The organism is Sinorhizobium chiapasense, from assembly GCF_045277575.1.
GTDB classification, from domain to species: domain Bacteria; phylum Pseudomonadota; class Alphaproteobacteria; order Rhizobiales; family Rhizobiaceae; genus Ensifer; species Ensifer chiapasense_A.
Genome location: NZ_CP144206.1, coordinates 2,131,097 through 2,154,432 on the forward strand (window position 1 = coordinate 2,131,097; position 23,336 = coordinate 2,154,432).

Here is a 23,336-nt window from a genome sequence, read left to right on the forward strand (position 1 = left end):
CTTCTTTAAATCGACTTCGATTTAACGACGCAGCGCGTCTGATAAGACGCGCGGCGCCGTAGGAGGAACAGATCTTCGGCTTCAGCCAGCGAGCACTTCTTGTGCCGGAGGCGATGGCAAGGCCGCGGCCTCCTGCGCCGCCGCGGCACCGAGCCACTCGCCAAACGCCTTCATCGCCGGTGTGATGGGCCGTGATTTCAGCCGTGTCAGCCAATAGCTTCCCATCGAGGTGTGAACGTCGAACGGCTGTCGGATCGTGCCGTTGGACAACAGCCGCGAGAACATCAGCGGTGGCGCGAGCGCGACGCCGATCCCCTGGGCCGCCGCCTCCATCATCGCGAGCGAACTATCGAAGACGATGCCTTTCAGCAGCGGCGCCGGATAGGCAATGCCGGCTGCGTCGAACCAGTTCACCCATTCATCGGCCCGGTAGGACCTGAGCAGCGTTTCGTTCAGGAGATCGGCGGGCGTCTTCAGCCGATCGCCGATCTCAGGAATGCAGAGCACGGAAAGTGGCGCCTCGAACAGCCGGGTCGCCTCGATATTGTGCCAGGAGCCGCCGCCGAAGCGGATGGCGAAATCCAGGCCTTCTGCCGCCATGTCGACCCGATTGTTATTGGTCGAAAGCCGAACATCGATGAACGGATACTTGGCCTGGAAGTCGGCAAGCCGCGGCAACAGCCAGCCGACGGCAAAGGTGCCGACGGCGCCGATCATCAGCACCTCCCGGATATGGCCGGCCTCGAAGCGCTCGAGCATATCCGCCATCCGGTCGAAGGAATCGCGCAGCACCGGCAGCAATGCCTCGCCCTCTGCCGTGATCATCAGTCCGCGCGGCAACCGCTTGAACAAGGTGACGTTCAGTCGGCTTTCGAGCAGCTTGACCTGATGGCTCACCGCGGCTTGCGTCACGCAGAGTTCGATCGCCGCGCGGGTGAAGCTTAGATGCCGCGCCGATGCCTCGAAGGCGCGCAGCGCATTGAGCGGAAGATATGGCCTGACCATGAATGCCCTAACTCATCTAATGGGTCTCGCAAATAAACGTGGTTTGTTGCTCCGGCACAATCCCTTTACGGTGAACTTCATCGGCTGACGCCGCTGTCGCTCGGCAGCATCAGCTCGGGAAGGTGCGGCCGACCACGCCGCTTACCGGGATCGATCCCATGCGTCGCTTTACCTGGCCATAGCGCCCGCCCGCATCGCTCCACAGCCGGCATCTCGGATGCCGGCGAATCCAAATGCCGTTCCAGATTGGCCGCGCGCCGCACGGGCATCCGTGCCGGCCGGGCTATCCTATTGCCCCAAAGGTCCGTTCCGCCCTTATGAAGTTCATCGCAAGTCTACTTGGCACATCCCTCAATCTCGCGACGGTCGTCGCGCTCGCGGCGGCCGCGATCGTCGCGGCGCTGACGCGACACCTGCCCGATCACCGCACGCTTGCCGGCTGGGAACCCGCGGTCACCACTCGCCTCTATGCCGGCGACGGTACGATGGTCGGAGAACTCGCGCGCGAACGCCGGCTTTTCCTGCCGATCGGCGCGATCCCCGCGCGTATCCGCCAGGCATTCCTTTCGGCCGAGGATAAGAATTTCTACCTCCATCCCGGTATCGACGTTGCGAGCATCGGCACGGCGCTTCTGTCCAATCTCGCCAATTACGGTTCCGGCCGGCGCATGATCGGCGGCTCGACGATCACGCAGCAGATCGCCAAGAATTTCCTCCTGTCTTCCGACCGAACGGTTGAGCGCAAGCTACGCGAAGCGATCCTCTCGCTGCGGATCGACCAGAGCTATTCCAAGGACCGCATTCTCGAGCTCTATCTCAATGACATCTATCTTGGGCGCGGCGCCTACGGCGTGGCACAGGCAGCACTCACTTATTTCGACAAGCCGGTAAGCGAGCTCTCGGTTTCGGAGGCAGCCTTCCTCGCAGCCCTGCCGAAAGCACCCAACAACTACCATCCCGATCACCAGACGGAACGCGCAATGGGCCGCCGCAACTGGGTCATCGACCAGATGCGTCAGAACGGTGTCATCGATGCCATGACTGCCGCCAGGGCATCCGCCGCCCCGCTCGGCGTCAAGCAACGCCAGCCTTCGTCCGCGATCGCAAGTTCCGACTATTTCACCGAAGAGGTCCGCCGCCAGCTCAATGGCCAATATGGCGAGGCCGCACTTTACAGGGGCGGCTATTCGGTGCGCATGACGCTCGACCCGCGATTGCAGGAGGCTGCGATGAGGGCGCTGCGCAGGGGGCTCATCGCCTATGATCAGGCGAAAGGCTACCGCGGCCCGGTCGCCAAGCTCCCCGCAACCGAGGACTGGGCTTCCGCGCTCATCAAGCTCCGGCCGCTTTCCGACGTACCGGAGTGGCGGCTGGGCGTGGTCCTTGCCGCAGGGAAGGCGGACGCGGAAATCGGGCTCCGTCCCGAGGCCGCACCGTCAAACGGGACCACCGCGGCAGAAACGATCCGTCTCGACCGCCGGGGCGCCACCTGGGCGCTCTGCCGCTCGGTCAAGGCAAAGCTGAACTGCGCTGAAGGGATCGACGGCGTTCTGTCGCCCGGCGACGTCGTCTATGTGGAGAACCAGGAGGACGGCTATGTCCTGCGGCAGCCGCCACTCGTTCAGGGTGCGCTTGTTTCCATGGATCCGAATACCGGCCGCGTGCTCGCGGTCGCCGGTGGTTTTTCCTATGCCCAGTCGGAATTCAACCGCGCGACCCAAGCCTATCGCCAGCCGGGATCGTCGTTCAAGCCCTTCGTTTATGCCGCGGCGCTGGACAACGGCTATGCGCCGACGACGCTGGTGATGGACGCGCCGATCGCGCTTGCCGACGGCGGCGGCAGGACATGGAAGCCAAAGAACTATGACGGGCGCTTCAGCGGTCCTTCGACCTTGCGCGTGGGGCTGGAAAATAGCCGCAACCTGATGACGGTGCGCCTCGCCCGCCATCTCGGCATGGATCTCGTGGCGGACTACGGCAAGCGCTTCGGCATTTACGACGACCTGAAACCATACCTGCCGATGTCACTCGGCGCCGGCGAAACGACGCTCTTGCGGCTGGTCTCCGCCTATGCCGTCATCGCCAATGGCGGCAAGGCAGTTGCGCCCTCGATGGTCGATCGTATCCAGGATCGCTACGGCCGCACGATCTTTCGCCACGACCAGCGCCGCTGCGACGAGTGCAACGCCTCCGACTGGAACGGCCAGGAAGAGCCTGTCCCGGTCGATGATCGCGACTACGTGCTCGATCCGATGACAGCCTATCAGGTGACCTCGATGCTGCGCGGCGTCGTCGAGCGGGGGACGGCCAGGAATGTCGGCACCCTCGGCGTACCGATTGCCGGCAAGACCGGCACCACGAACGACGAAAAGGATGTCTGGTTCGTCGGTTTCACCCCGAATATCGTGACTGGTGTGTTCCTCGGCTACGATACGCCGAAGCCGATGGGCTACGGCGAAACCGGCGGCGGCCTCGCCGCACCGATCTTCATCGATTTCATGAAGGTGGCGCTTCAGGGACGTCCGGCGGCGGATTTCCATGCGCCATCAGGCATGACGGTCGAGGCAATCGACAGGAAGAGCGGCCAACCGGTGGCTGAGGGCACGCCCGGGGCCATTCTCGAAGCGTTCAAGCCAGGAACTGCACCCTGCGCCGGCGGCTGCCCCGTCATCGACGGTTTCGAGACGGCGACCACGTCGGCAACCGCCGGCGCCGACCTCTCGCCGGAACTGCGTGAAAAGCTTCTCACCAGCAGCAATGGGCTCTACTGACATGACACGCCAGGTTCAGCCCCACCCGGATCGTCGCGGCAGATTGCTCTTCGTCATCGGCGCTTTCGCGCTCGTCTTCGGGCTCACGCTCGCGCGCCTCGTCCAGCTTGGCGTCGCAGACTACGAGCGAACCGGCTATATTCCGCCGCCACCCAGCCTCGGCCGTCCATCGATCCTCGACCGAAACGGCAATCTTCTGGCGATCGACGTACCGGGTTCCGGGCTCTATGCCGAACCGCGGCTGATCGTCGATGTCGACGAGGCCGTCGAGAAGCTGACCGCGATCTTCCCCGACATCGACCGGCGTGACCTCTATCGACGGCTGAAGAGCGGCGCGGCCTTCGCCTGGATCAAGCGGCAGGTAACGCCGGCGGAGGAACAGGCGGTCTGGAACGCCGGCATTCCGGCCATCGGCTTCCAGCGCGAGAAGCAGCGCTTCTATCCCAACGGCTCGCTCGCCGCACACGTGCTCGGCACCGTCGATATCGACAATATCGGCATTGCCGGAATCGAGCGCTGGATCGAGGGACAGGGGCTGGAGGTCTTGCGCCAGAGCGGCATGGATCTCTCCCACCGCAACCTCGAGCCGGTGAACCTCACACTCGACATCCGCATCCAGCATGCGCTCGAGACCGAGCTTCGCAAGGCGATCGTCAAGTTCAGCGCCAAGGCGGGAGCCGGCCTGGTGCTCGATGTCAGCAATGGCGAGATTCTGGCGCTTGTTTCCTACCCGGACTTCGACCCAAACTTGCCGGTCGACGCGCTGAAACCCGACCGCATCAACCGCATCGCCGCCGCTACATTCGAGATGGGCTCGACCTTCAAGGCATTGACGACGGCAATGGCGCTCGATTCCGGCAAGTTCACCCTCCGCTCCGTCGTCGACGCCAGCAAGCCGCTCGCCTTCGGCCGCTTCCGCATCAACGACTACCGCGGCCAGTACCGGCCGCTGACGCTGCCGGAAGCGTTTATCTACTCGTCAAACATCTCGATGGCGAAGATGGCGATCGCGATCGGTCCCGAAAACCTGCGCACGTTCCTGACGCGCTTCGGCCAGATGTCGCGGCTGACGACGGAAATGCCGGAAAGCGCCCATCCGCAACTGCCGCGGCGTTGGGGAGAGGTCGATACGGCGACCGCCTCCTACGGCCACGGCATCGCCGTCACGCCGCTGCAGGCGAGCATCGCGGTTGCGGCGCTCGTCAATGGCGGCCGTCTCATAAGGCCGACGCTGATCAAGGGTGCACCGCTCGAAGATCGCCTGCTGGCCCACGACCTGATCAAGCCGGAGACCGGCGAGGCGCTTCGCTACCTGCTGCGGCTCAACGCCAAGACCGGCTCGGCGAAGAAAGCGGAGGTCAAAGGCTATTTCATCGGCGGCAAGACCGGCACTGCGGAGAAGGTGATCGGCGGCCGCTACTCGAAGGAGCTCAACATCACATCCTTCATGGGCATCGTTCCAGTGGACAAGCCGCGCTATCTGCTCCTGACCCTGCTGGATGAACCCAAGGGCCTGCCAGAGACCTACGGTTTCCGCACGTCGGGATGGAACGCGGTACCGCTTGGCGGCGCCGTTTTCGAGCGCATTCTGCCGATGCTTGCATTGATGCCCGATTTCGAGATCGCCGATGTCGGCTTTCCCGAGATCAGCAGCCAGGGGGTCTTCGGTTCCCAGCTCTTTCCGTCATCGGCTGGCGAGGGCGAGCGCGACAGTTCTCCGATCGACGGCGCGCTTTGATGCGCCATCCCGCAATGGCAACGCCCCCGCGTTTTCCACGAGGGCGTGCGCAAATGCAAATAACGGTTAGTCGATACTTACCTTTCGATCATGCGATTCCAGCGCTTGTTCCATTCCTGCCGGTTCTGGTTGATCGCGTCCCAATCGAGAACCTTGGCGGTCTGCATGTTGGCCTTGAAGGTTGCAAGCTTCTCGTTCGCCGCCTCCGTGCCGGCCTTGGCATTGATGTTCGACGGGATGATGTTGCCGTGGTCGAGCGCCAGGCTCTGCGCCTCGGCCGAAAGCAGGTAGTGAGCGAGCTTCTGGCTGAGTTCCGGTTCGCTGTTGTTGGCAATCACGCATTCGGTGACGGCGAGCACCACGGAGCCTTCCTTGGGCTGCGCGTATTCGACCGGGATGCCCTTGTCCTTCAGGTTGTTGACGGCCGTCGGGGTCAACGGGAAGATCGCGGCCTCGCCGGTTTGCACCATCTCGGAGATCTTGGCCGAGCTCGGGATGAACTCGATGACGTTCTTGCCGATCGTGTCGGAGAACATTTCGAAGCCGGGTTCGACATTGGTCTCGTCACCGCCCTGGATGCGGTTGAACATCAGGAAGGCATGCAGGCCGAAGCTCGATGCGGAAGCCGACTGGAAGACGACGGCGTTTTCGAACTTCGGATCGGCCATGTCCATCCACGAAGTCGGCGCCGGCCAACCCTTCTCGTCGAAAAGCTTCTTGTTATAGGCGAGCCCGGTCATGCCCATGTCGACGCCCACGGCCATGTCGTCCTTCAGGCGAGCGGCCGGCTGAACCTGGTCGAGCACCGGATCGGCAGCGATCTTCTGGCAGAGGCCTCCGCCGATCGCGCGCACCATCACGCCATCGTCGAGCAGCATGACATGCATCTGCGGATTGTCCTTGGCGGCGGTTGCCTTGGCGAGAATGTCGGCCGAGGTGCCGGGCACGACGACGACCTTGACGTCGTTCGCCTTCTCGAACGGCGGCAACACGTGTTCGGTATAGGCGCGCTCGAAGTTGCCGCCGTTCATGCCGATATAGAGCGTCTTGGTTTCTGCCGACGCGGCGTTGTGCTGCAGGACAAAGGCCAGAGCCGCGAGCGCGGTGGTTTTGGTAAGCCGTTGGTCGATCATGGTATTCCCCTTTCTGTTTACAACGAGGCTGCAGTCTCGGCCGTCACCTTGCGGAAGCGGCCAATGGAAAAGGCTTCAATGGGCGTGGTACTCCGGCCCTCGGTGACGAGCTCCGAAAGCACCGCGCCGACGGCGGGCGCGGTCTGGAACCCGGCGCCGCAGAAGCCGAAGGCGTGGAAGAGGCCCGATGTCGTTTCGCTCGGGCCGATGACCGGGTTGCCGTCGGGCATCTCGGCCTCGGTGCCGGACCAGAAGCGGATGACTTGGGCATGGGCGAGATGCGGAAAGAGCGCGATGGCGCGCTGCATGACCGAGGAGGCCGCAGTCACCGACGGGCGTGAATAATCGGGATCGGCCAGCGGCAGGCCGCGGCCGCCGCCCATGACATAATTGCCGCGTGCCACCTGCCGGCCGTAGAAGCTCCCGCCTTGCTCGCCCATGCTGACAGGCAGGCGTTGCGGCAGCGGCTCGGTCACGACCATCGACGGGTAGATGCGTGTGAGCGGCACCGCTTCGCCGAATTGGGCCGCGAAACGATCGGACCAGGCGCCAGCGCTGTTGACCAGTTGCCGGCAATGGATCTCGATGCCGTCGCCGGCGAGGATCTCGAAGCCGTTGCCGGTCGCTACGACCTCGCGCACTGGCGTTAATTCCAGCACTGCCACGCCGGCACGCTCAGCGGCTCGGGCGAAGGCGGGCGCAACGAGGCGCGGATTGGCATGGCCGTCCTCGGGGCAGAGCGACGCGCCAGCCGCCTTCGCCGAAAGCCAGGGAAATCGGCGCTCCAACGCCGAACCGGCGATGAGTTCGAGGCCAAGGCCATAGTCCCTGACCGTCTCGGCATAGGCTTCGAGCTTGGCGAAATCCTTCTCGGTGCGGGCAAGCTTCAGATGGCCGGAGCGTATATATTCGGCATCGATGCCGATCATCGCCTTCAGTTGCGGCCAGATGCGGTGCGCCCGCTGCGAAAGCGGCAATTGCTCGGGAAGGCGACCCTGCCGGCGTACGCCGCCATAGTTCACGCCGCTGGCCTGGGCGCCGCAATAGCCCTTGTCGATGAGCGCGACGGAAAGCCCGGCCTTGCGCATCGCGAGCGCTGCGGAGCTGCCGACCAGCCCGCCGCCGATGATCGCGACGTCGACGGAGATACGTCGGCTCATGGGCGAGCCTCCGTTTCAAGGCCAGCGCCGAAGCCAAGCGGGATCGGCTTGACCGGCGCCTGTGCGCGCAGACGGCCAACCTTATCTGCGGAGGTACCGCAGGTGCCGCTCAAGAGTTCGGCCGCGGCAGCAGAGCACATCCGCCCCTGGCAGCGGCCCATGCCGACACGGCTCAGCGCCTTCAGGCGGTTGATCTCGGTGACGGCCCCGCTCGCAATGGCGTGGCGTCCTTCGGCAATGGTGATCTCCTCGCACCGGCAGAGCGTCGTTTCGTCCGGTACGGTCTCGAACCAATCGTCCGGGAAGGGAAAGGCGCGTTCGAGGATATCGCGCTGACGCAGGATCGCGTCGCGCGCCGCTACCAGGCGCGCCGCATCCGCCGCCGATGCTTGCCCCCTATCCTCAAGAAGGGCCATCGCCGCGAGTTCGCCCGAAATCTCTGCAGCATCGGCGCCAGCAATGCCGCTGCCGTCACCGGCGACATAGACATCCGGCCGACTCGTGCGGCCCAGAGCGTCGCGTTCCGGCAGCCAGGTGCGGTCGCGCTCGTCGAAGCGGAAACGGCAACCGGCAAGATCGGCAAGTTGGGTTTCCGGACGGAGCGCAAAACCATAGGCGAGCGCGTCGCAGGAAATCGTCTCGCTCGCCACGCCCACAGGCGTCCGCCGGAGGAAACGCAGACCCTCGACTTGGCCCTTGCCGAGAACCGCCTCGGGCCTTACGCCGTAATGGATCCTCACACCGGCAAGTTTGAGCTGCAGCCCGTAAAGGAGACCGAGCCCGACGATCCGGGGTGCCCGAACGGCAAGCGACAGAAGGTGCCGCTTCGATGTGAAGGGCGCAGTATCAAGGACCGCTTCGACGCGCGCGCCGGCTTTCATATATTGCCAGGCGACGAGATAGAGCAGCGGCCCGGAGCCCATGAAGACGATGCGATCGCCAATCGTGCAGCCCTGCGCCTTCAATGCCGTCTGCGAGGCGCCGAGCGTATAGACGCCTGATGTCGTCCAGCCCGGGAACGGCAGCACGCGATCGGTCGCCCCCGTGCAGAGGAGCAGCTGCGAGAAGCCGATCTGGCGATGAACGCTGGCCGAGAGAACATCGAGCTGATTGCCACGCTCAGGCGGGGAAACATTCCAGGCGAGCGTTTCGGGCCGGTAGTCAATTTCGGGCAGCAGCGCCTCGAAGCTCTCGTGGAGCTTTCTCGCTTTGCCGGCTTCCGAACCATAGCGGCTGCGATAGGAACGCCCGTCCTCGATCTGCGGGCGGCGATAGATCTGGCCGCCGGCGCGTGATCCCTCGTCGAGCACGATTGGTCTCAGCCCTGCACGGACGAGACGCTCGGCGGCCCGAATGCCCGCCGGTCCGGCGCCGACGATGACCGGTTGCAGCGGCTCACTCATGGGCCGCACTCCACCATCGCGTCGAGATCGGTGATGAAAGCCATGCCGGGCTCAAGCGCCGTGCTGCACGCCCGGACGCGGCTGCCATCCGCCAACATGACGTAACAATCCTGGCAGGCGCCGATCAGACAGAAGCCCGCCCGGTCTTCGCCGGTGAATTCGCTCGTTCTCAGGCGGCCGCTGACCGAGAGGATTGCGGTCAGCACCGTGTCGCCGCGGCGCCCGGTTTCGGGCGCTCCGTTGAGCATGAAGGGCACGGGTGTCTCGTCCAGGCGGTAGCGCCGCCGGAGCAACGGATGCATCAACATCAGATCTCAGCCCTTGCCCACCAGAAGCCGGTCGAGACCGAACAGGCGATCGAGAATGATCATCGTGACGGTGGCGAGCGCGATCATCAGCGTCGAAACGGCCGCCATCATCGGATCAATGGATTCGCTGGCATACATATACATGCGCACCGGCAAGGTGACGGTTGACGGCGAGGTGACGAAGATCGACATGGTCAGTTCGTCGAAGCTGTTGATGAAGGCGAGCAGCCAGCCGCCGCTGATCCCCGGCAGCATCAGCGGCAAGGTGATCCGGCGAAATACCGTCCACTCCGCAGCTCCGAGCGTGCGCGCCGCGTTCTCGGCGTTGCGGTCCATGCTGGTCAGGGACGCGAGGATCAGGCGCAGCGTGTAGGGTGTCACAACGATCGCATGGGTGGCGACCAGCCAGCCGAAGGAACCGCCCATGCCCATCAGCGAGAAGAGACGCAGGAAGGCGACGCCGAGAACCAGGTGCGGAATGATCAGCGGCGACAGGAACAGGGCATTGAGCGCTTCGCGACCGCGGAACTCGTAGCGGGTGATCGCCAGTGCCGCCGGCACGGCAAAGAGCGTCGAGATGGTCGCCGCAAGCAGAGCGAGCCGGACGCTGTTACCGAAGGACGACATGAAGTCGCCGTGATGGAAGACCGCCTCGAACCAGCGCAGCGAGAGCCCGTTCCAGGGCATCGCCAGCGTGTTTTCCGGCGTGAAGGCCACGAGGCAGACCACAACCATCGGCGCCAGCATGAAGACGACGACGAGGCTATGGAAAGCGAGAGCAATGGGTCCGTTTCTCTGCATGGCTTCAACCCAGCTTGCGCTTTGCCTGCCGCTCGATGAGGCGGTTATAGGCAAGCATGATCACGAGATTGGCGACGAGCACGATGATCGCGATGGTCGCGCCGAGCGGCCAGTTCAGCTCGATCAGGAATTCGTCGTAAACGAGCGTCGCCGCCATCTTTAGCCGCCGGCCACCAAGCAAACCGGGAATGGCGAAGGAGCTTGCCGATAGCGCAAAGACGATCAGGCTGCCCGAGAGGATACCGAGTGCCGCCTGCGGGAAGACGATGCGGCGCAGCGCCGTGAAACGCGAGGCGCCGAGGGTGAGTGCTGCCGCCTCGACGGTCGGGTCGAGCTTCTGCAGCACCGTCCAGACGGGGATTACCATGAATGGCAGCATGATATGAACAAGGCCGATGACGATCGCCGTCTCGGTATAGAGAAGCTGGACCGGATCGAGGTCGACGATCGCGAGCGCGCCGTTTACGAAGCCGTTCTTGCCGAGCAGCATGCTCCAGCCGAAGGTGCGCACCACGACAGAGACGAGCAGCGGGCCGATGATCACCAAGAGGAAGATCGACCGCCACGGCTTGCGCATGTTCGAGAGAACATAGGCCTCCGGCACGCCGATCAGCACTGTGATGACCGTTGTTAGCAGCGCGAGGCGCAGCGTCCGCCAGAAGGTCGAGAGATAATATTCGTCCCGCAGCACCGTCAGGTAGTTGGCGAAGGTGAAGTCGCCCTGGATGCCGGCCGTATAGTCGTAACTGTTGAAGGAAAGAATGATCGTCAACAGCAGCGGCAACAGCACGAGGCCGATGAAGAACAGGGTCGCCGGTCCGGAAAGGGCAAAGGGTGCCAGCAGGCGCGGCTTGAAGGCGGAGGTCTGAGCGCCCATCATCTGGTGGCTCCCGCCAGAACACGACAATCGCCGTTCTGCCAGGCGAGCCCGACAGTTTCACCTTCCATCGGCGGCGGCGCGCCGAGATTGGGAACCGCGACGGCTAGAACGCCCGCCGGAGTCTCGGCGCTCACCAGCCATTGGCTGCCCATGAAATAGCGCGTCGCCACCTTGCCCTGGATCTGGCCTTCGTCGGGCGCGGTCAGCCGCAGCTTTTCCGGGCGGATGAAGACCGAGACCTTGCCTTCCGGTTCACGGCGATCGGTGTTGAAGCGGATCGGCGTGTTGTCGATGCTGATCGATGCCCCCTTGCCGTTGAAGGCTGACGTGGCGCGCAGGAAGTTCGACTTGCCGACGAAGGACGAGATGAAGTCGTTGCGCGGATGTTCGTAGAGTTCGTAGGGCGTATCCACCTGGGTGATGCGTCCCTTTTCCATGACGACGACGCGATCGCTGATCGACAGCGCTTCCGCCTGGTCATGGGTCACCATGATCGTGGTGATGCCGACGGTCTGCTGGATACGGCGCAGTTCGAACTGCATCTCCTCGCGAAGCTGCGCGTCGAGGTTCGACAACGGCTCGTCGAGCAGCAGCACCGGCGGATTGATGACGAGGGCGCGGGCGATCGCCACACGCTGGCGCTGGCCGCCCGACATCTCACGCGGATAGCGATCCGCCAACGCCGAGAGATGGACGAGCGCCAGGATCTCCTTGATGCGCCTGTCGCGCTCCGCCTTCGCGACCTTGCGCATTTCCAGGCCGAAGGAAACGTTCTGGGCGACGGTCATGTGCGGGAAAAGCGCGTAGCTCTGGAAGACGACGCCGAGCTCGCGTTGCGGTGGCGGCAGGTGGGTGATGTCGCGGCCGCCCATGGTGATCGCGCCGGCCGAGGGACGAACGAGCCCGGTGATCATCTGCAGGGTCGTCGTCTTGCCGCAGCCGGAGGGCCCGAGCAGCGAGATGAACTCGCCCTTTTCGACTGCCAGGTCGAAATCGTGAACGGCCGCAACCGATCCATAGAACTTGGAGACCTTCTCGAGGTTCAGGAAACTCATGCTCACTCTCCCGTGGGTCGCTGCCCCCAGGGATCGCCTGCCCCGTTTTTCTTGTCGGCGATCCCGGCGGCGACGACACGTCGTCAACCATCAAACCTCGCTTCAGGCGGCACGATCCGGCGAAGACGCGGCTCCGCGTTCGCGATAGCCGGATCGGCTATCCACGTTGTGCACGCTCACCCCTGAGTAAGGCTTGTGAATTAACTCCAGGAAATTGACGAAAAACACAAACGCAATTTTCTATTTCGGAATTTTTTGTTAGAAAAATCCGTTATACGGAATCCTGCTATGTGAATTTCGAAAGAAGCACGCAAATGTCGGAATTAGAGAATGCCGGAAGCTCCAGCCTCTCCAAGGCGATCCACATCCTGAAAGACCTCGCGGAGAACGCGAGCGAAGGTGTGCGGGTGATCGATCTCGCGCGCAGGCTGAATCTCACCCAGCCATCGGCGCATCGACTGCTGAAGAGCCTGATTGCCGAAGGTCTCGTCGAGCAGATGCCGGAAGGAAAATCCTATCGCCTGTCGCTGGAGTTCTTCTCGATCGCGTCGCAGGCACGCAGAAGAGAAGGAATCCTCGACATCGCCAGGCCGTCGCTGCTGAGACTGTCCGCGACGTTCAACGACACCGTCTTCCTGCTGGTGCGCAGCAACTTCGATGCGATCTGTCTCGACCGTGTCGAAGGCCCCTTCCCGATCCGTTCCTTTACCGGCGACATCGGTGGCAAGGTGCCGCTCGGCATCGGCCAGGGCAGCATCGCCATCCTTGCCCACCTGCCTGAGGAGGAGCGCGAGGCGATCATCAAGTTCAACATGCCGCGCATCATGGACCGGGCCGCGATCGACGAGGTGGACCTGCGCATCAAGATCGAGGAGGTGCGACGCATCGGCGCTGCGCAGATGAATTTCGAGATGATCGAGGGCATGGCGGGTCTCGGCGTCCCCGTCCTCGACCGCAACGGCATCGCGGTCGCTTCCTTAAGCATCGGCACGCTGGCGTCGCGCCTGACGGAAACGCGAAGCGGCACTATCACCGATCTCTTGAAAGCCGAAGCGCAGGCGATCAGCAGCAAGCTCAACCCCTTCGACCCGACACTGCGCTACCCGGCTTCGGCCCTGCGTGCCGCGCAGAAGGGCGATTGAGGACGCACTCGCCGCAGCCGCTCACGCCTCGAGGAAGGCGCGGGCAAAGCCCGGTTCGGTCACCTCGATGGATCCGTCCGGGAGCTTCAGGAAGCGCTCGATGGCGGTGCCGTAGGTTCGCATCCAGCCGTCGAGCATCGCCGCCGCACCATCGAGATCGCCAGCCTCGTAGCGCTGCAGCGCCTTGTGCATCACCTTGGCGACGCTCAGGCGCAGTTGCAGCAGCATCAAGGCCGCTGCTTCCGGGTCGGGCGCATCGAGGGTTCCTTCCTCGTGCCCGCGCCGCAGCATCTCCGCCACCAGGGGCAGGCTGACGGTCAGAAGCGCCTCGTCGATGCGGTGGTAGAGAGCGACGTTCTCAGGCTTGAAGAGGGCGTTGAAGGTGTTCTTCAACTGCGGCGCCATATCGAGCTTCAGCCGCCGCGAACCGGCGAAAAGCGCATTCAACTGCCCAACCGCGTCAAGCGACGGGTCTTCGAAGAGCGGCTGCAATTCCTTCAGGTTCCGCTGCGCCAGCCGGGTGGCGACCGCCTCCAGCAGCGTCTCCTTCGAGACGAAATAGTGGTAGAAGGCACCCTTGGAGACATTGGCTTCGCGGATGACGTCGTTGACCGTCGTGTTCTCGTAGCCGTGCTGGAAGAACAGCCGCTCTGCGCAATCGATCAGCTCGTTCGATCGGACTTCCGGCGATTTCTTCGTTCTGACCATAAGCTCTCCCAGAACGGCGGCTTAGCACGGGGCCTCACGGCAAGGTTCATGACGCTCCCTATGGCAAGGATGATACGCATCCTTGAAACAAACCGACCGTCGGTCTATTTATACCGAACGGACTGGAAGCATTCAAGGAGAGTCTCGTGCGGATGGCTCGTTATACAATCGGAGCGGCGGTTATCGTCGCCATCGGCGCGGCCGGCTCCTGGTATCTGTTTCGTCCGACACCCGTTTCCACAATCGTCCCGAAGCGCGGCGACGCGGCGGAGATCATCTATGCGGATGGCGTCGTGGAGCCGCGCACCTGGGCGAAGGTTACTCCAACGGTCTCCGAACGGATCGTCGAACAATGCAATTGCGAAGGCGAACGCGTCGCCAAGGGCGATGTGCTCGCCCGCCTCGACGACTCCGAGGCGCGGGCAGCACTCGGCGAACTCCAGGCGCGGTTGACACTGGCGCAGGAGGAGTATCGGCGGAAGCTGGCGCTCTCCGAGCGAAGTACGATCAGCGAACAGGAAGTCGACCGGGCACGCAGCGAACTCGGCCAGCTCGAAGCCCTCGTCGCTGGTCGCCAGGCGCGGCTCGCGACCTATGTTCTGAGAGCACCGAGCGCCGGCCAGGTGCTCAGGCAGGACGGCGAGATCGGCGAGGTCGCAGATCTCGGCACGGTGCTCTTCTGGGTCGGGGAACCGAAGCCGCTGATCGTGACGGCCGACGTCAACGAAGAGGACATTCCGCGCGTCGAAGTCGGTCAGCGCGCGCTGTTGCGCTCGGATGCCTTCCCCGACCGGAAGCTGGAGGCAACCGTCGACAGCATCACCCCCAAGGGCGACCCGGTAACGAAGACCTATCGCGTCCGCTTCCGCCTCCCCGACGACACACCGCTTCGGATCGGCATGTCGACCGACGTCAACATCATCGTGCGGGTAGCGCATGACGCCTTGATCATCCCGACCGTAGCGCTGGAAGGAACCAAGGCCGTGGTGATCGACGGCAATCGTGCCAGGATCCGCGATTTGAAAACGGGCATACGCGGCGCGGGCGGCGTCGAAATCCTCTCGGGACTGGAGGACGGAGCACGCGTCGTCTCGCCCTTCCCGACCGGCCTTGCCGATAATACGCGCGTCAGGGCCACGCCTGCCCCAGGGAAATGAGTTCGCCATGCGCCTCATCTTCGACATCGCACTGACCCACATCTCCGGCCGGGGCCGACAGACGATCGTTGCGATGTTGGGCGTTGCGGTCGGCGTCGGCTTTTCCATCGCCATGGCGGCCCTGATGCAGGGCGGCCAGGACGATTTCGTCCGCCAGCTCGTCGACACCATGCCGCATGTCCAGGTGACCGACGAGCAGCGCACCGCGCGGCGGCAGCCGGCGGAAGACTTTTTCGATACCGCCGCCATTGCCGGACTGAGACCACGCGACGACCGCCGCGGCATCATCAATCCCACCGCGGCGCTTTCCTGGCTCGATGGCTGGATTCCGGGCCGTTTTGCAGCGACCCTCAAGGCGCAGGGCGTCATTCGCTATTCCGGCCAGGAGGTCGGCGCCGTCGTCATCGGCGTCGATCCGCAGGCCGAGCCCCGCGTCTCGCCGATCATCGGCGACTTCAAGGCCGGCAGCTTCGCCGCCCTTGCCGCAGGCGGCAACAATGTGGTGATCGGCGACACCATGGCCTCCCGGCTCGGCGCCAAGCTCGGCGATACGATCACCGCCGTCTCTTCCGAGGGCCTCAGTCGCCGCTTCAAGATCGTCGGCCTCTTCCATACCGGCACGACGGCGCGCGACGAAGGCGAGGCCTATGTGCTGCAGAAGAACGCGCAGATCCTCTCAGCCCGGCCGAACGCGATCAACGAGATCAACATCAAGCTGAACGATCCGAACGCAGCGCCCACGGTAGCGCGCCGCATCGAGGCCGAGCTCGGCTACAAGGCGGTCGCCTGGCAGGAGGCAAACGAGTCGATCCTCGAGGCGCTCGTCGTGCGCAATGTCATCATGTACACGGTCGTTGCGGCGATCATGCTGGTCGCAGGCTTCGGCATCTTCAACATCATCTCGACGATCACGCACGAGAAAGCGCGCGACATCGCCATCATGAAGTCGCTCGGCTTCACCGAGACGGACATGCGCATCCTGTTCGTGCTCGAAGGTGTGGCAATCGCCACGGCCGGTACGCTCGTCGGCTGGGCGCTCGGCTTCGCAATGGTCTATGCGCTCTCGCTCGTGCGCTTCGAGATATCGGCAACCGGCCAGGAAATGACCCGGCTACCGATCTCCTGGAGCATGCTGCACTATCTGATCGCCGCGGCCTTCGCGCTCGGATCGGCGGCCGTCGCCGGCTATCTGCCGGCAAGGCGGGCGGCCCGCGCCAACCCCGTCGACATCATCAGGGGCGCGACATGAGCACGCTGATCGAAGCAAGGGAGCTGACGCGCATCCTCAGGGAGACGGTGCCGGTGACCCTGGTAAAGGACATCTCTCTCAGTATCGGCGAACAGGAATTCGTCGCGGTCACCGGCCCCTCCGGCTCGGGCAAATCGTCGCTACTCTATCTGCTCGGCCTGCTCGACCGACCGACCGGCGGCACGCTCATGATCCGCGGCCGAGACACGGCGCGGATGGACGAGGGCGAGCGGGCCGCCACGCGCCTTGCCAATATCGGCTTCGTCTTCCAGTTCCACTTCCTGCTGCCGGAATTCACCGCTCGCGAGAATGTCGAGATCCCCATGCGCAAGCTTGATCGTCTTGGACGGAACGAGATGCGCGAGAGGGCAAGCGACCTGCTTGCGGCACTCGGCCTTGCCGATCATCTCGACAAACGGCCAGACCAGCTCTCCGGCGGCCAGCGACAGCGCGTGGCCGTGGCCCGCGCGCTGGCCAACAATCCGCCGCTGATCCTCGCCGACGAACCAACCGGCAGCCTCGACAGCAAGAGCTCCGAACAGGTGTTCCAGATCCTGGAAAGGCTGGTGCGCGAGCAGGGAAAGACCGTGGTGGCAGTCACCCACGATCTCGACATGGCTTCGCGCATGGATCGGCGTATTGATCTCATCGATGGACGCCTGACCACGGAGACGGACAAGGCAACGACCAGGGGCGACAGCGAGACCCCAGAAACCTGACGCCCGCGAAATCTCAGCCGAGGCCGAAGACGACGTCGCTTTCCGTCAGAACCGAAAGCGAAACGTCCTCGATCAGAATGCCCTCGGCATCGGACCCGTTGAAGGCGACGAACACGCCGTCGGCCGTATCGTGCGCGGCAGCGAGAAAATCGGCATAGTTGCGAATGCCCGTGGCATCCTGAGCTTCCTCGGAAAAGGCGATCCGGTCGCCCTGCCAGCGGGCGAAGTCGAGAATGTGATCGAGACCTGCCTGGCCGGAGGTTTCCGACGACCAGAGAAACGTGTCGGCGCCGCTGCCACCCGTCAGCCGATCGGCGCCGTTGCCGCCGCTCAGAAGGTCATTGTGCGCACCGCCGTCGATGATATCCGCACCGTCACCGCCGAAGAGCTGGTCGTTTTCCGTGGCGCCGTATAGCGCGTCGTTTCCGCCGCGCCCGTCGAGGATATCGTTGCCGCCCAGCGAATTGAACGTGTCGTTGTCGTCGGCGCCGCGCAACACGTCGGCATAACGCCCGGTCGCGATGTTGAAATATTCGACATTGGCGAAGGTCAGTCCAGTGTGCGTCACACCGCGTGCCGCATCGAAATCCGTCGCTTCACGCAAGCCGCCATAATTGAGGGACAACAGATCCCGCCCTTCACCGCCATCGGCCTCGCCGAGGTAACGGGCATTGATGGTGTCGTTGCCCGCGCCGCCGCGCAGGACCGACGCGACGCCAAGGCTGCCGCTGTCGGGAACGGTGTCCTGCAGCCAGTCGTCACCGGCGCCGCCATCGAGCACGTCGCTGCCGCCGTCATTTGCAAGCCTATCCCGGCCATCACCGCCAAAAGCCACGTCATCGCCGGCGCCCGTCTCGATCATGTCGTCGCCGACGCCGGCATCGATGGTGTCGTTTCCCTCCTCGCCATCGAACCGGTCACTGCCGGCGCCACCTTCGAGATGGTCGTTTCCGGCGCCGGCATCGACCCAGAGAGAGCCAAGATCACCCGCGATGACTCGGTCATTGCCGCTGCCGAGCGCAAGGCTCACCTGCTCAAAGCCGCGCACCACGGTGCCGGTCGAAACCTTGCCAGCAGCGAAATCGACGGTGAGATCACTCGTGCGCTCCATCTCGCTGATAGCGAGCCAGTCCTCGCCCGCACCGCCATCGATCTCGGCGGAGTAGAATGTGGAGATGATCCCGTCACTGCCGTCGCCGCCAAAAAGACGGTTGGCACCGGACCCGTCGGTGATCATATCGTCGCCCGCGCCGGCATCGACAACATCGTTGCCACCGGCTGTCTTGATGAAGTCGCCAAGCGCGCTTCCCATAACATGGTCGCTTCCGCGTCCGGTTATCAGCTCAACCCGCTCGACATCCTGATGCTGGACGAAGAGGTGCCGCTCCGCCGGCGTCCCGTCTCCAATGATGCCGTGACCATTCTCCAGGTTGAACACGACCGGAGCAGCAGATCCCGAAAGATCAGCGACCAACGTATCGTCTCCGGCCCCGCCGAAGACGGTGCTGCCCGTCCCGACAAGCACGAAGCGGTCAGTTCCGTCGCCGCCGTCGAGACGATCGTGACCGCCCGTATTGGTGATGATGTCGTGTCCCGCGCCCGCATTGACGACGTCGTTGCCGGCACCGGTCGAGATCCGGTCGCCTCCGTCAGTCCCAATGATCCTGTCGTCACCGCTGCCGGCGAAGAGCCGCAGCCACTCGATATCATGGAAGAAGAGGTGCCGGTTGGCGGCGCTCGGGTCGCCGACATAGCCATGGCCCCCGGCGCCGTTGAAGACCATCCGGTCGGCGCTTTGCGAGAAGTCGACGACGAGAGCGTCATAGCCCGTGCCTCCCGTAACCGCACCGCCGGTCCCGGCGAGAGTGATCTGGTCGTCACCGGCGCCGCCGTCGATCCGGTCGTAACCGCTCGAGCTCGTCAGGATGTCGCTTTCAGTTCCACCATCGACAAAATCGTCGCCGCCGCCGCCATCGATCATATCGATACCGGGAAGGCCCCAAATATAGTCGATTTCCTCCGAACCTTTCAAAACATCGTCTGAGTACGAGCCTGCGATCTTCGCCATATCGCCATCCTCTTTGACCGATTTATATCAATACCCGCGCTGTCACGAATAAATTTAACCGGAACAGAATGTATTCTAATGACACCTCAAAGCAACAGTAAATAAGTCCACCAGATATCTGCAAATTAATTTGAAATATATATTAGATATCACAGCAACAATACTGCAATCCTGAATTGGCCGCGACCGTCGGGTGGAACCGCAAAAAAGGGCAGCGCGTGAACGCTGCCCCCAGGGGAGAGACTATTGCGGTGTGGGTCAGTTGACGATCTGCACCACTGTTCTCGACTGCGGTTCCACGATCACCCGCTGGTGGTTGACGACCGCATAGGCGTAGCGCGGGTTTTGCGGAACCGGCGTCAGGACGACGGCCGGCGGGATCGGCTTACCGACCACGATCCGTTCCTGAACAACGACAGACGGCGGAGCCGGCTGCTGCGCGACATAGGTGACCACTTCCGGCGGCGGAGGCGTCAGCGCTCCACCGAGCGCGCCACCCACCACGGCGCCGACACCGGCACCGATCGGGCCACCGACGACAGCACCCGCTGCCGCACCACCGGCCATGCCTGCGGCCGTACCGGCTTCCCTATTGGTGTCCTGAGCAAAGGCGGAGCCTGCCATTAGAGCAGCAACAGCCGCCGTGATTACAAGCTTCTTCATGATCTCATCCTTTCGTTCGATCACCAACTCAACGAAAGGGATAATAAATTGTTCCAGATTGCCGTTCCTGCTTTGGCATCACGCTTGATAACTTTCGTTAATAATCGCAGGAATTCTCTGACCAGATGTGAAGTATGCCTTTCATTCGCCAGAAATTGGAGACAGATACTTCATATTCGCAATGACCTTACTCTGAATCATCGACCGGCGCGCGTGGACCCACTTCAAGGCCCCGGCCGTCGCCGAGCCCCGAGCGGGTTTCCGCCGCTCGGGATGCGCGTTGTTGCGCAAAGCGCGTCGCGTAAGAGTGCGCAGCGGTTCGCAACGACATGCGCAATATCAGGGACTTAAGGCAAAAGGAGCGAACCTGAAAGATCGCGACGCGCCTTAGTCGCGGGGCAACTTGCCAAGAAGCAGTTTGTTTCCTTCCCTGTTTCCGCAGCGCGAGCATTTGAGCGTTTGAACAATGGAATTGAGGTGGACGCCCCATCCGCATGTGCTGGCAACCAGCCGACGATCAACCTGCCCCTGATGCCGGCACTTTCCGCATTTTGCCACGAGCACATACCATTCCGGCAGCAGTTCCAGCGTCGAGCCGTAGTCGGCAGCATTTTCGCGCGGCGTCAGATCGATGCTTCGACGATGCCTCATAATCAGTCCTCTCGAAGCTTCGTCCGATCCCTATCGTGCAGGCAGCCGCGGCTTATGGACGGCTACGGCAGCCGGCGTCCCGGCCAACGCGCCAGCATCGTCGTCAGAACCGCAATCCCAAGAGGGACCGTTTCTTCGATCACCGGGCAGAACCGTCGAGCCGCAGGGAAAGCTGCACGCCGCCGCGCTTCAACCGCGGCAGAGGCGGCGTCATGTCTATGCGCCCGAAGGTGCGCTTGCGCCACTCGGCTTCGCGTTCCCGCTTCTTCCGGGCGGCTGCGACGGCAGCCATGGCGCGTTCGATCACTTCTTCCGTATGGGTCATGGTTTCTGTCCGGCTCATGGGAAACCTCCATCTGTTCACGTTATGTTCTTATTTTAGCACTGCGATGTCAACTCCCTTCGCGCAACCGGCCGAATCGCAATCGCCGGGGGTCGACGATTCACGCTCCCCTCAGCGGACGGCAGACAATTAATCCTCCATCGCCAAGGCACCCGACGACCAAAAGATATGCCTCTTCCAAGAGGTCGATTTCCCTTGTTTTTCAATGTCAGCGGGCTGGTCGCGGGACCTGCCTCATTAACCTTCGCACTGCCGAATTAACCATTTGTTAACCATTTCCTCGGTACACCGAAGCAACGGAAAATTTACCAAGATGAACGACGTGTTAACTGAATCCCGGCCGATCCGCCTCAAGGGGCGCTCCTTCCTTGCTCTAGCGCTAACCCCCGAGTTGCCTCTCGAGGACTGGCTCACCCGGCTCGACGATCTGGCTTCCCGCTCCGCCGGCTTTTTCCTGAGGCGGCCGGTCGTGCTCGATGTCGAAGGGCTCGACATCGATCGTTCACAGTTGCGCGAACTCGTCGATCAACTGGGCAAACGCAACGTGCGGATCATGGGCATCGAAGGCGCACGCCAGTCGTTGCTCGGCGCCGATCTGCCGCCGGCGATGAATGACGGGCGTCCGGCAGCCGACTACGAAGCGAAGATGGCGGAGCAGGCCGAAAGGGCGGCCGAGGTTCCGGAGACGGCAACGCAAGCCGTCATCACGGCCGAGCCGCTTGCCGCCAAGGCAACGCCATCAATCGTCGTGACCCAGCCGGTGCGCTCCGGCCAATCGCTGTTCTTCCCCGAAGGCGACGTGACGATCGTCGGCTCGGTCGCCTCCGGCGCAGAGGTCGTGGCAGGCGGCTCGATCCACATCTACGGCGCGCTGCGCGGCCGGGCGATGGCCGGCACCACGGGCAATGCGTCTGCACGGATTTTCTGCCGCAAGCTCGAAGCGGAACTGATTGCGATCGACGGCTTCTACAAGACGGCCGACGAGATGGAGCCAAACCTGCGCGGCAAGGCCGTGCAGATCTGGCTCGACGGCGAAGCGCTCAAGGCGGGAACTCTCGGCTAGGGCGAGACGAGGACGAGTGCGGGCGGCAGCCGCCCGCATCCCGCTGATGATTTAGGTCGATCCGGCCCAAATCACAAGGACGCAGGCGAAGGCGAATTCTAGATACTTGGAGAGACGAATGGGCAAGGTAGTCGTAGTTACATCGGGCAAAGGCGGCGTCGGCAAGACGACGTCCAGCGCCGCATTGGGCGCCGCCCTCGCGCAAAATGGCGAGAAGGTCGTCGTCGTGGACTTTGACGTCGGTCTTCGCAATCTCGACCTGGTCATGGGCGCGGAACGGCGCGTCGTCTATGACCTGGTCAACGTGATACAGGGCGAGGCCAAGCTGTCGCAGGCACTGATCCGCGACAAGCGCCTGGAGACGCTCTACCTGCTGCCGGCCTCCCAGACCCGCGACAAGGACAATCTGACGCCGGAAGGTGTCGAGAAGGTCATCGCCGCCCTTCAGAACGCCTTCGACTGGGTTATCTGCGACAGCCCCGCCGGCATCGAGCGTGGCGCGACGCTGGCCATGCGCCATGCGGATATCGCCATCGTCGTAACCAACCCGGAAGTCTCGTCGGTGCGCGACTCCGACCGCATCATCGGCCTGCTCGATTCCAAGACGCTCAAGGCCGAGAACGGCGAGCGCATGGAAAAGCACCTGCTGCTCACCCGCTACGACCCCATTCGCGCCGAGCGCGGCGACATGCTGAAGGTCGACGACGTCTTGGAAATCCTGTCGATCCCGCTGATGGGCATCATCCCGGAAAGCGCTGACGTGCTGCGCGCCTCCAACGTCGGCTCGCCGGTCACGCTCGCGGACAACCGCTCAGCCCCGGCGCTCGCCTATTTCGACGCTGCACGCCGGCTCAAGGGCGAAGCCCTGCCGATCACCATTCCCGGTGAAAAGCGCAGCTTCCTTGGCAAAATCTTCGGAAGGAAGGCGGCATGAACCCTTTCCGTTTCTTCTCCCGCTCCCAGTCAGCTCCGGCCGCCCGCGAACGGCTGCAGGTGCTGCTGGCCCACGAACGCGCATCCGCAGGCGATTCCGATCTCGTCACTAAACTGCGCGACGAAATCCTCCAGGCGATCTCCAAACACATGCAGATCGACGACGAAAAGGTCCGCGTGACGATGGAGCGCGGCGCCCAGGTCTCGACGCTCGCAGTCGATATCGAGATCCCCTTCGACGCCAAGAAGGCGGCCTGACGGCCGCCTGCTCCGTTTCGCCGGCGACGGTCGCCCGTTTTGCGACCGTCCTCGGTTCGACGATTTCCGTGACCTGAAGGTGTTCTTTCAACGACACCTGCGAAATGCGCGGATGATCTCCGTCTCAT

At 63.2% G+C, this 23,336-nt stretch carries 21 protein-coding genes; 9 read left to right on the forward strand and 12 right to left on the reverse strand.

The window, feature by feature from the left end:
- Positions 1-81: 81 nt before the first annotated feature.
- Positions 82-1,005 (reverse strand): LysR substrate-binding domain-containing protein, encoded by a 924-nt coding sequence (locus tag QM996_RS28640; RefSeq protein WP_334197242.1) that lies wholly within the window; start codon positions 1,003-1,005, stop codon positions 82-84.
- Positions 1,006-1,322: 317 nt separating this feature from the next.
- Between QM996_RS28640 and QM996_RS28645 the strand changes: the two genes are divergently transcribed.
- A complete protein-coding gene (locus tag QM996_RS28645; RefSeq protein ID WP_334198702.1) occupies positions 1,323-3,776 on the forward strand; it encodes a penicillin-binding protein 1A in 2,454 nt (817 codons plus the stop codon).
- Position 3,777: 1 nt separating this feature from the next.
- Positions 3,778-5,514: a peptidoglycan D,D-transpeptidase FtsI family protein gene (locus QM996_RS28650; protein ID WP_334197243.1), complete on the forward strand. Its 1,737-nt coding sequence runs from the start codon at positions 3,778-3,780 to the stop codon at positions 5,512-5,514.
- A 77-nt stretch (positions 5,515-5,591) separates the two neighbouring features.
- On the opposite strand, the gene QM996_RS28655 is transcribed toward QM996_RS28650, so the two are convergent.
- Genes QM996_RS28655 through QM996_RS28685 form a run of 7 tightly spaced genes read right to left on the reverse strand, consistent with a single transcriptional unit; the run spans position 5,592 to position 12,254 of the window.
- The gene (locus QM996_RS28655) at positions 5,592-6,647 is read right to left on the reverse strand and encodes an ABC transporter substrate-binding protein (protein WP_334197244.1); all 1,056 of its coding nucleotides are present in this window, start codon (positions 6,645-6,647) and stop codon (positions 5,592-5,594) included.
- 17 nt (positions 6,648-6,664) lie between these two features.
- Complete coding sequence (locus QM996_RS28660) at positions 6,665-7,807, reverse strand: NAD(P)/FAD-dependent oxidoreductase (RefSeq protein WP_334197245.1); 1,143 nt, start codon at positions 7,805-7,807, stop codon at positions 6,665-6,667.
- Positions 7,804-9,210, reverse strand: coding sequence for an FAD/NAD(P)-dependent oxidoreductase (locus tag QM996_RS28665; RefSeq protein WP_334197246.1), 1,407 nt, complete (start codon positions 9,208-9,210; stop codon positions 7,804-7,806). Before QM996_RS28665 ends, QM996_RS28660 begins: the two co-directional genes overlap by 4 nt.
- A complete protein-coding gene (locus QM996_RS28670) occupies positions 9,207-9,518 on the reverse strand; it encodes a (2Fe-2S)-binding protein (RefSeq protein WP_334197247.1) in 312 nt (103 codons plus the stop codon). Before QM996_RS28670 ends, QM996_RS28665 begins: the two co-directional genes overlap by 4 nt.
- Positions 9,519-9,524: 6 nt before the next feature.
- On the reverse strand, positions 9,525-10,319 hold the full coding sequence (locus QM996_RS28675; RefSeq protein ID WP_334197248.1) for an ABC transporter permease: 795 nt from the start codon (positions 10,317-10,319) through the stop codon (positions 9,525-9,527).
- A gap of 4 nt (positions 10,320-10,323) precedes the next feature.
- Positions 10,324-11,199 carry an ABC transporter permease gene (locus QM996_RS28680; protein ID WP_334197249.1) on the reverse strand — a complete coding sequence of 292 codons (876 nt, stop codon included), beginning with the start codon at positions 11,197-11,199 and terminating at the stop codon, positions 10,324-10,326.
- Positions 11,196-12,254, reverse strand: coding sequence for an ABC transporter ATP-binding protein (locus QM996_RS28685; protein ID WP_334197250.1), 1,059 nt, complete (start codon positions 12,252-12,254; stop codon positions 11,196-11,198). Before QM996_RS28685 ends, QM996_RS28680 begins: the two co-directional genes overlap by 4 nt.
- Positions 12,255-12,568: 314 nt before the next feature.
- Between QM996_RS28685 and QM996_RS28690 the strand changes: the two genes are divergently transcribed.
- A complete protein-coding gene (locus QM996_RS28690; protein WP_334197251.1) occupies positions 12,569-13,396 on the forward strand; it encodes an IclR family transcriptional regulator in 828 nt (275 codons plus the stop codon).
- Positions 13,397-13,417: 21 nt separating this feature from the next.
- Here the strand turns inward: QM996_RS28690 and QM996_RS28695 are convergent, their stop codons facing one another.
- The gene (locus QM996_RS28695; protein WP_334197252.1) at positions 13,418-14,104 is read right to left on the reverse strand and encodes a TetR/AcrR family transcriptional regulator; all 687 of its coding nucleotides are present in this window, start codon (positions 14,102-14,104) and stop codon (positions 13,418-13,420) included.
- A 152-nt stretch (positions 14,105-14,256) separates the two neighbouring features.
- Here QM996_RS28695 and QM996_RS28700 point away from each other — a divergent pair, with 152 nt between their 5' ends.
- The 3 genes from QM996_RS28700 to QM996_RS28710 are packed head-to-tail and all read left to right on the forward strand — an operon-like array spanning position 14,257 to position 17,229.
- Positions 14,257-15,261, forward strand: coding sequence for an efflux RND transporter periplasmic adaptor subunit (locus QM996_RS28700; RefSeq protein ID WP_334197253.1), 1,005 nt, complete (start codon positions 14,257-14,259; stop codon positions 15,259-15,261).
- A gap of 7 nt (positions 15,262-15,268) precedes the next feature.
- Positions 15,269-16,510, forward strand: a complete 1,242-nt coding sequence (locus QM996_RS28705) for an ABC transporter permease (RefSeq protein ID WP_334197254.1) — start codon at positions 15,269-15,271, stop codon at positions 16,508-16,510.
- Positions 16,507-17,229 carry an ABC transporter ATP-binding protein gene (locus QM996_RS28710; protein ID WP_334197255.1) on the forward strand — a complete coding sequence of 241 codons (723 nt, stop codon included), beginning with the start codon at positions 16,507-16,509 and terminating at the stop codon, positions 17,227-17,229. Before QM996_RS28705 ends, QM996_RS28710 begins: the two co-directional genes overlap by 4 nt.
- Positions 17,230-17,242: 13 nt before the next feature.
- On the opposite strand, the gene QM996_RS28715 is transcribed toward QM996_RS28710, so the two are convergent.
- The 3 genes from QM996_RS28715 to QM996_RS28725 form a co-directional block, all read right to left on the reverse strand.
- Positions 17,243-19,297, reverse strand: a complete 2,055-nt coding sequence (locus tag QM996_RS28715) for a calcium-binding protein (protein ID WP_334197256.1) — start codon at positions 19,295-19,297, stop codon at positions 17,243-17,245.
- Positions 19,298-19,555: 258 nt separating this feature from the next.
- On the reverse strand, positions 19,556-19,960 hold the full coding sequence (locus QM996_RS28720; RefSeq protein WP_334197257.1) for a DUF1236 domain-containing protein: 405 nt from the start codon (positions 19,958-19,960) through the stop codon (positions 19,556-19,558).
- A gap of 790 nt (positions 19,961-20,750) precedes the next feature.
- Positions 20,751-20,936: a hypothetical protein gene (locus tag QM996_RS28725; protein ID WP_057252114.1), complete on the reverse strand. Its 186-nt coding sequence runs from the start codon at positions 20,934-20,936 to the stop codon at positions 20,751-20,753.
- 331 nt (positions 20,937-21,267) lie between these two features.
- Here QM996_RS28725 and minC point away from each other — a divergent pair, with 331 nt between their 5' ends.
- The 3 genes from minC to minE all read left to right on the forward strand — a co-directional run bounded on the left by minC (position 21,268) and on the right by minE (position 23,208).
- Positions 21,268-22,017 (forward strand): septum site-determining protein MinC, encoded by a 750-nt coding sequence (minC, locus tag QM996_RS28730; RefSeq protein WP_334197258.1) that lies wholly within the window; start codon positions 21,268-21,270, stop codon positions 22,015-22,017.
- 118 nt (positions 22,018-22,135) lie between these two features.
- Complete coding sequence (gene minD, locus QM996_RS28735; RefSeq protein WP_334197259.1) at positions 22,136-22,951, forward strand: septum site-determining protein MinD; 816 nt, start codon at positions 22,136-22,138, stop codon at positions 22,949-22,951.
- Positions 22,948-23,208 carry a cell division topological specificity factor MinE gene (gene minE / locus QM996_RS28740; protein WP_173519484.1) on the forward strand — a complete coding sequence of 87 codons (261 nt, stop codon included), beginning with the start codon at positions 22,948-22,950 and terminating at the stop codon, positions 23,206-23,208. Before minD ends, minE begins: the two co-directional genes overlap by 4 nt.
- The last annotated feature ends 128 nt before the right edge of the window (positions 23,209-23,336 follow it).

Bases quoted from the DNA above. Each gene is read 5' to 3' on its own strand.
- QM996_RS28640 (WP_334197242.1), bottom strand. From the start codon at position 1,005: ATGGTCAGGCCATATCTTCCGCTCAATGCGCTGCGCGCCTTCGAGGCA.
- QM996_RS28645 (WP_334198702.1), top strand. From the start codon at position 1,323: ATGAAGTTCATCGCAAGTCTACTTGGCACATCCCTCAATCTCGCGACG.
- QM996_RS28650 (WP_334197243.1), top strand. From the start codon at position 3,778: ATGACACGCCAGGTTCAGCCCCACCCGGATCGTCGCGGCAGATTGCTC.
- QM996_RS28655 (WP_334197244.1), bottom strand. From the start codon at position 6,647: ATGATCGACCAACGGCTTACCAAAACCACCGCGCTCGCGGCTCTGGCC.
- QM996_RS28660 (WP_334197245.1), bottom strand. From the start codon at position 7,807: ATGAGCCGACGTATCTCCGTCGACGTCGCGATCATCGGCGGCGGGCTG.
- QM996_RS28665 (WP_334197246.1), bottom strand. From the start codon at position 9,210: ATGAGTGAGCCGCTGCAACCGGTCATCGTCGGCGCCGGACCGGCGGGC.
- QM996_RS28670 (WP_334197247.1), bottom strand. From the start codon at position 9,518: ATGTTGATGCATCCGTTGCTCCGGCGGCGCTACCGCCTGGACGAGACA.
- QM996_RS28675 (WP_334197248.1), bottom strand. From the start codon at position 10,319: ATGCAGAGAAACGGACCCATTGCTCTCGCTTTCCATAGCCTCGTCGTC.
- QM996_RS28680 (WP_334197249.1), bottom strand. From the start codon at position 11,199: ATGATGGGCGCTCAGACCTCCGCCTTCAAGCCGCGCCTGCTGGCACCC.
- QM996_RS28685 (WP_334197250.1), bottom strand. From the start codon at position 12,254: ATGAGTTTCCTGAACCTCGAGAAGGTCTCCAAGTTCTATGGATCGGTT.
- QM996_RS28690 (WP_334197251.1), top strand. From the start codon at position 12,569: ATGTCGGAATTAGAGAATGCCGGAAGCTCCAGCCTCTCCAAGGCGATC.
- QM996_RS28695 (WP_334197252.1), bottom strand. From the start codon at position 14,104: ATGGTCAGAACGAAGAAATCGCCGGAAGTCCGATCGAACGAGCTGATC.
- QM996_RS28700 (WP_334197253.1), top strand. From the start codon at position 14,257: ATGGCTCGTTATACAATCGGAGCGGCGGTTATCGTCGCCATCGGCGCG.
- QM996_RS28705 (WP_334197254.1), top strand. From the start codon at position 15,269: ATGCGCCTCATCTTCGACATCGCACTGACCCACATCTCCGGCCGGGGC.
- QM996_RS28710 (WP_334197255.1), top strand. From the start codon at position 16,507: ATGAGCACGCTGATCGAAGCAAGGGAGCTGACGCGCATCCTCAGGGAG.
- QM996_RS28715 (WP_334197256.1), bottom strand. From the start codon at position 19,297: ATGGCGAAGATCGCAGGCTCGTACTCAGACGATGTTTTGAAAGGTTCG.
- QM996_RS28720 (WP_334197257.1), bottom strand. From the start codon at position 19,960: ATGAAGAAGCTTGTAATCACGGCGGCTGTTGCTGCTCTAATGGCAGGC.
- QM996_RS28725 (WP_057252114.1), bottom strand. From the start codon at position 20,936: ATGACCCATACGGAAGAAGTGATCGAACGCGCCATGGCTGCCGTCGCA.
- minC (WP_334197258.1), top strand. From the start codon at position 21,268: ATGAACGACGTGTTAACTGAATCCCGGCCGATCCGCCTCAAGGGGCGC.
- minD (WP_334197259.1), top strand. From the start codon at position 22,136: ATGGGCAAGGTAGTCGTAGTTACATCGGGCAAAGGCGGCGTCGGCAAG.
- minE (WP_173519484.1), top strand. From the start codon at position 22,948: ATGAACCCTTTCCGTTTCTTCTCCCGCTCCCAGTCAGCTCCGGCCGCC.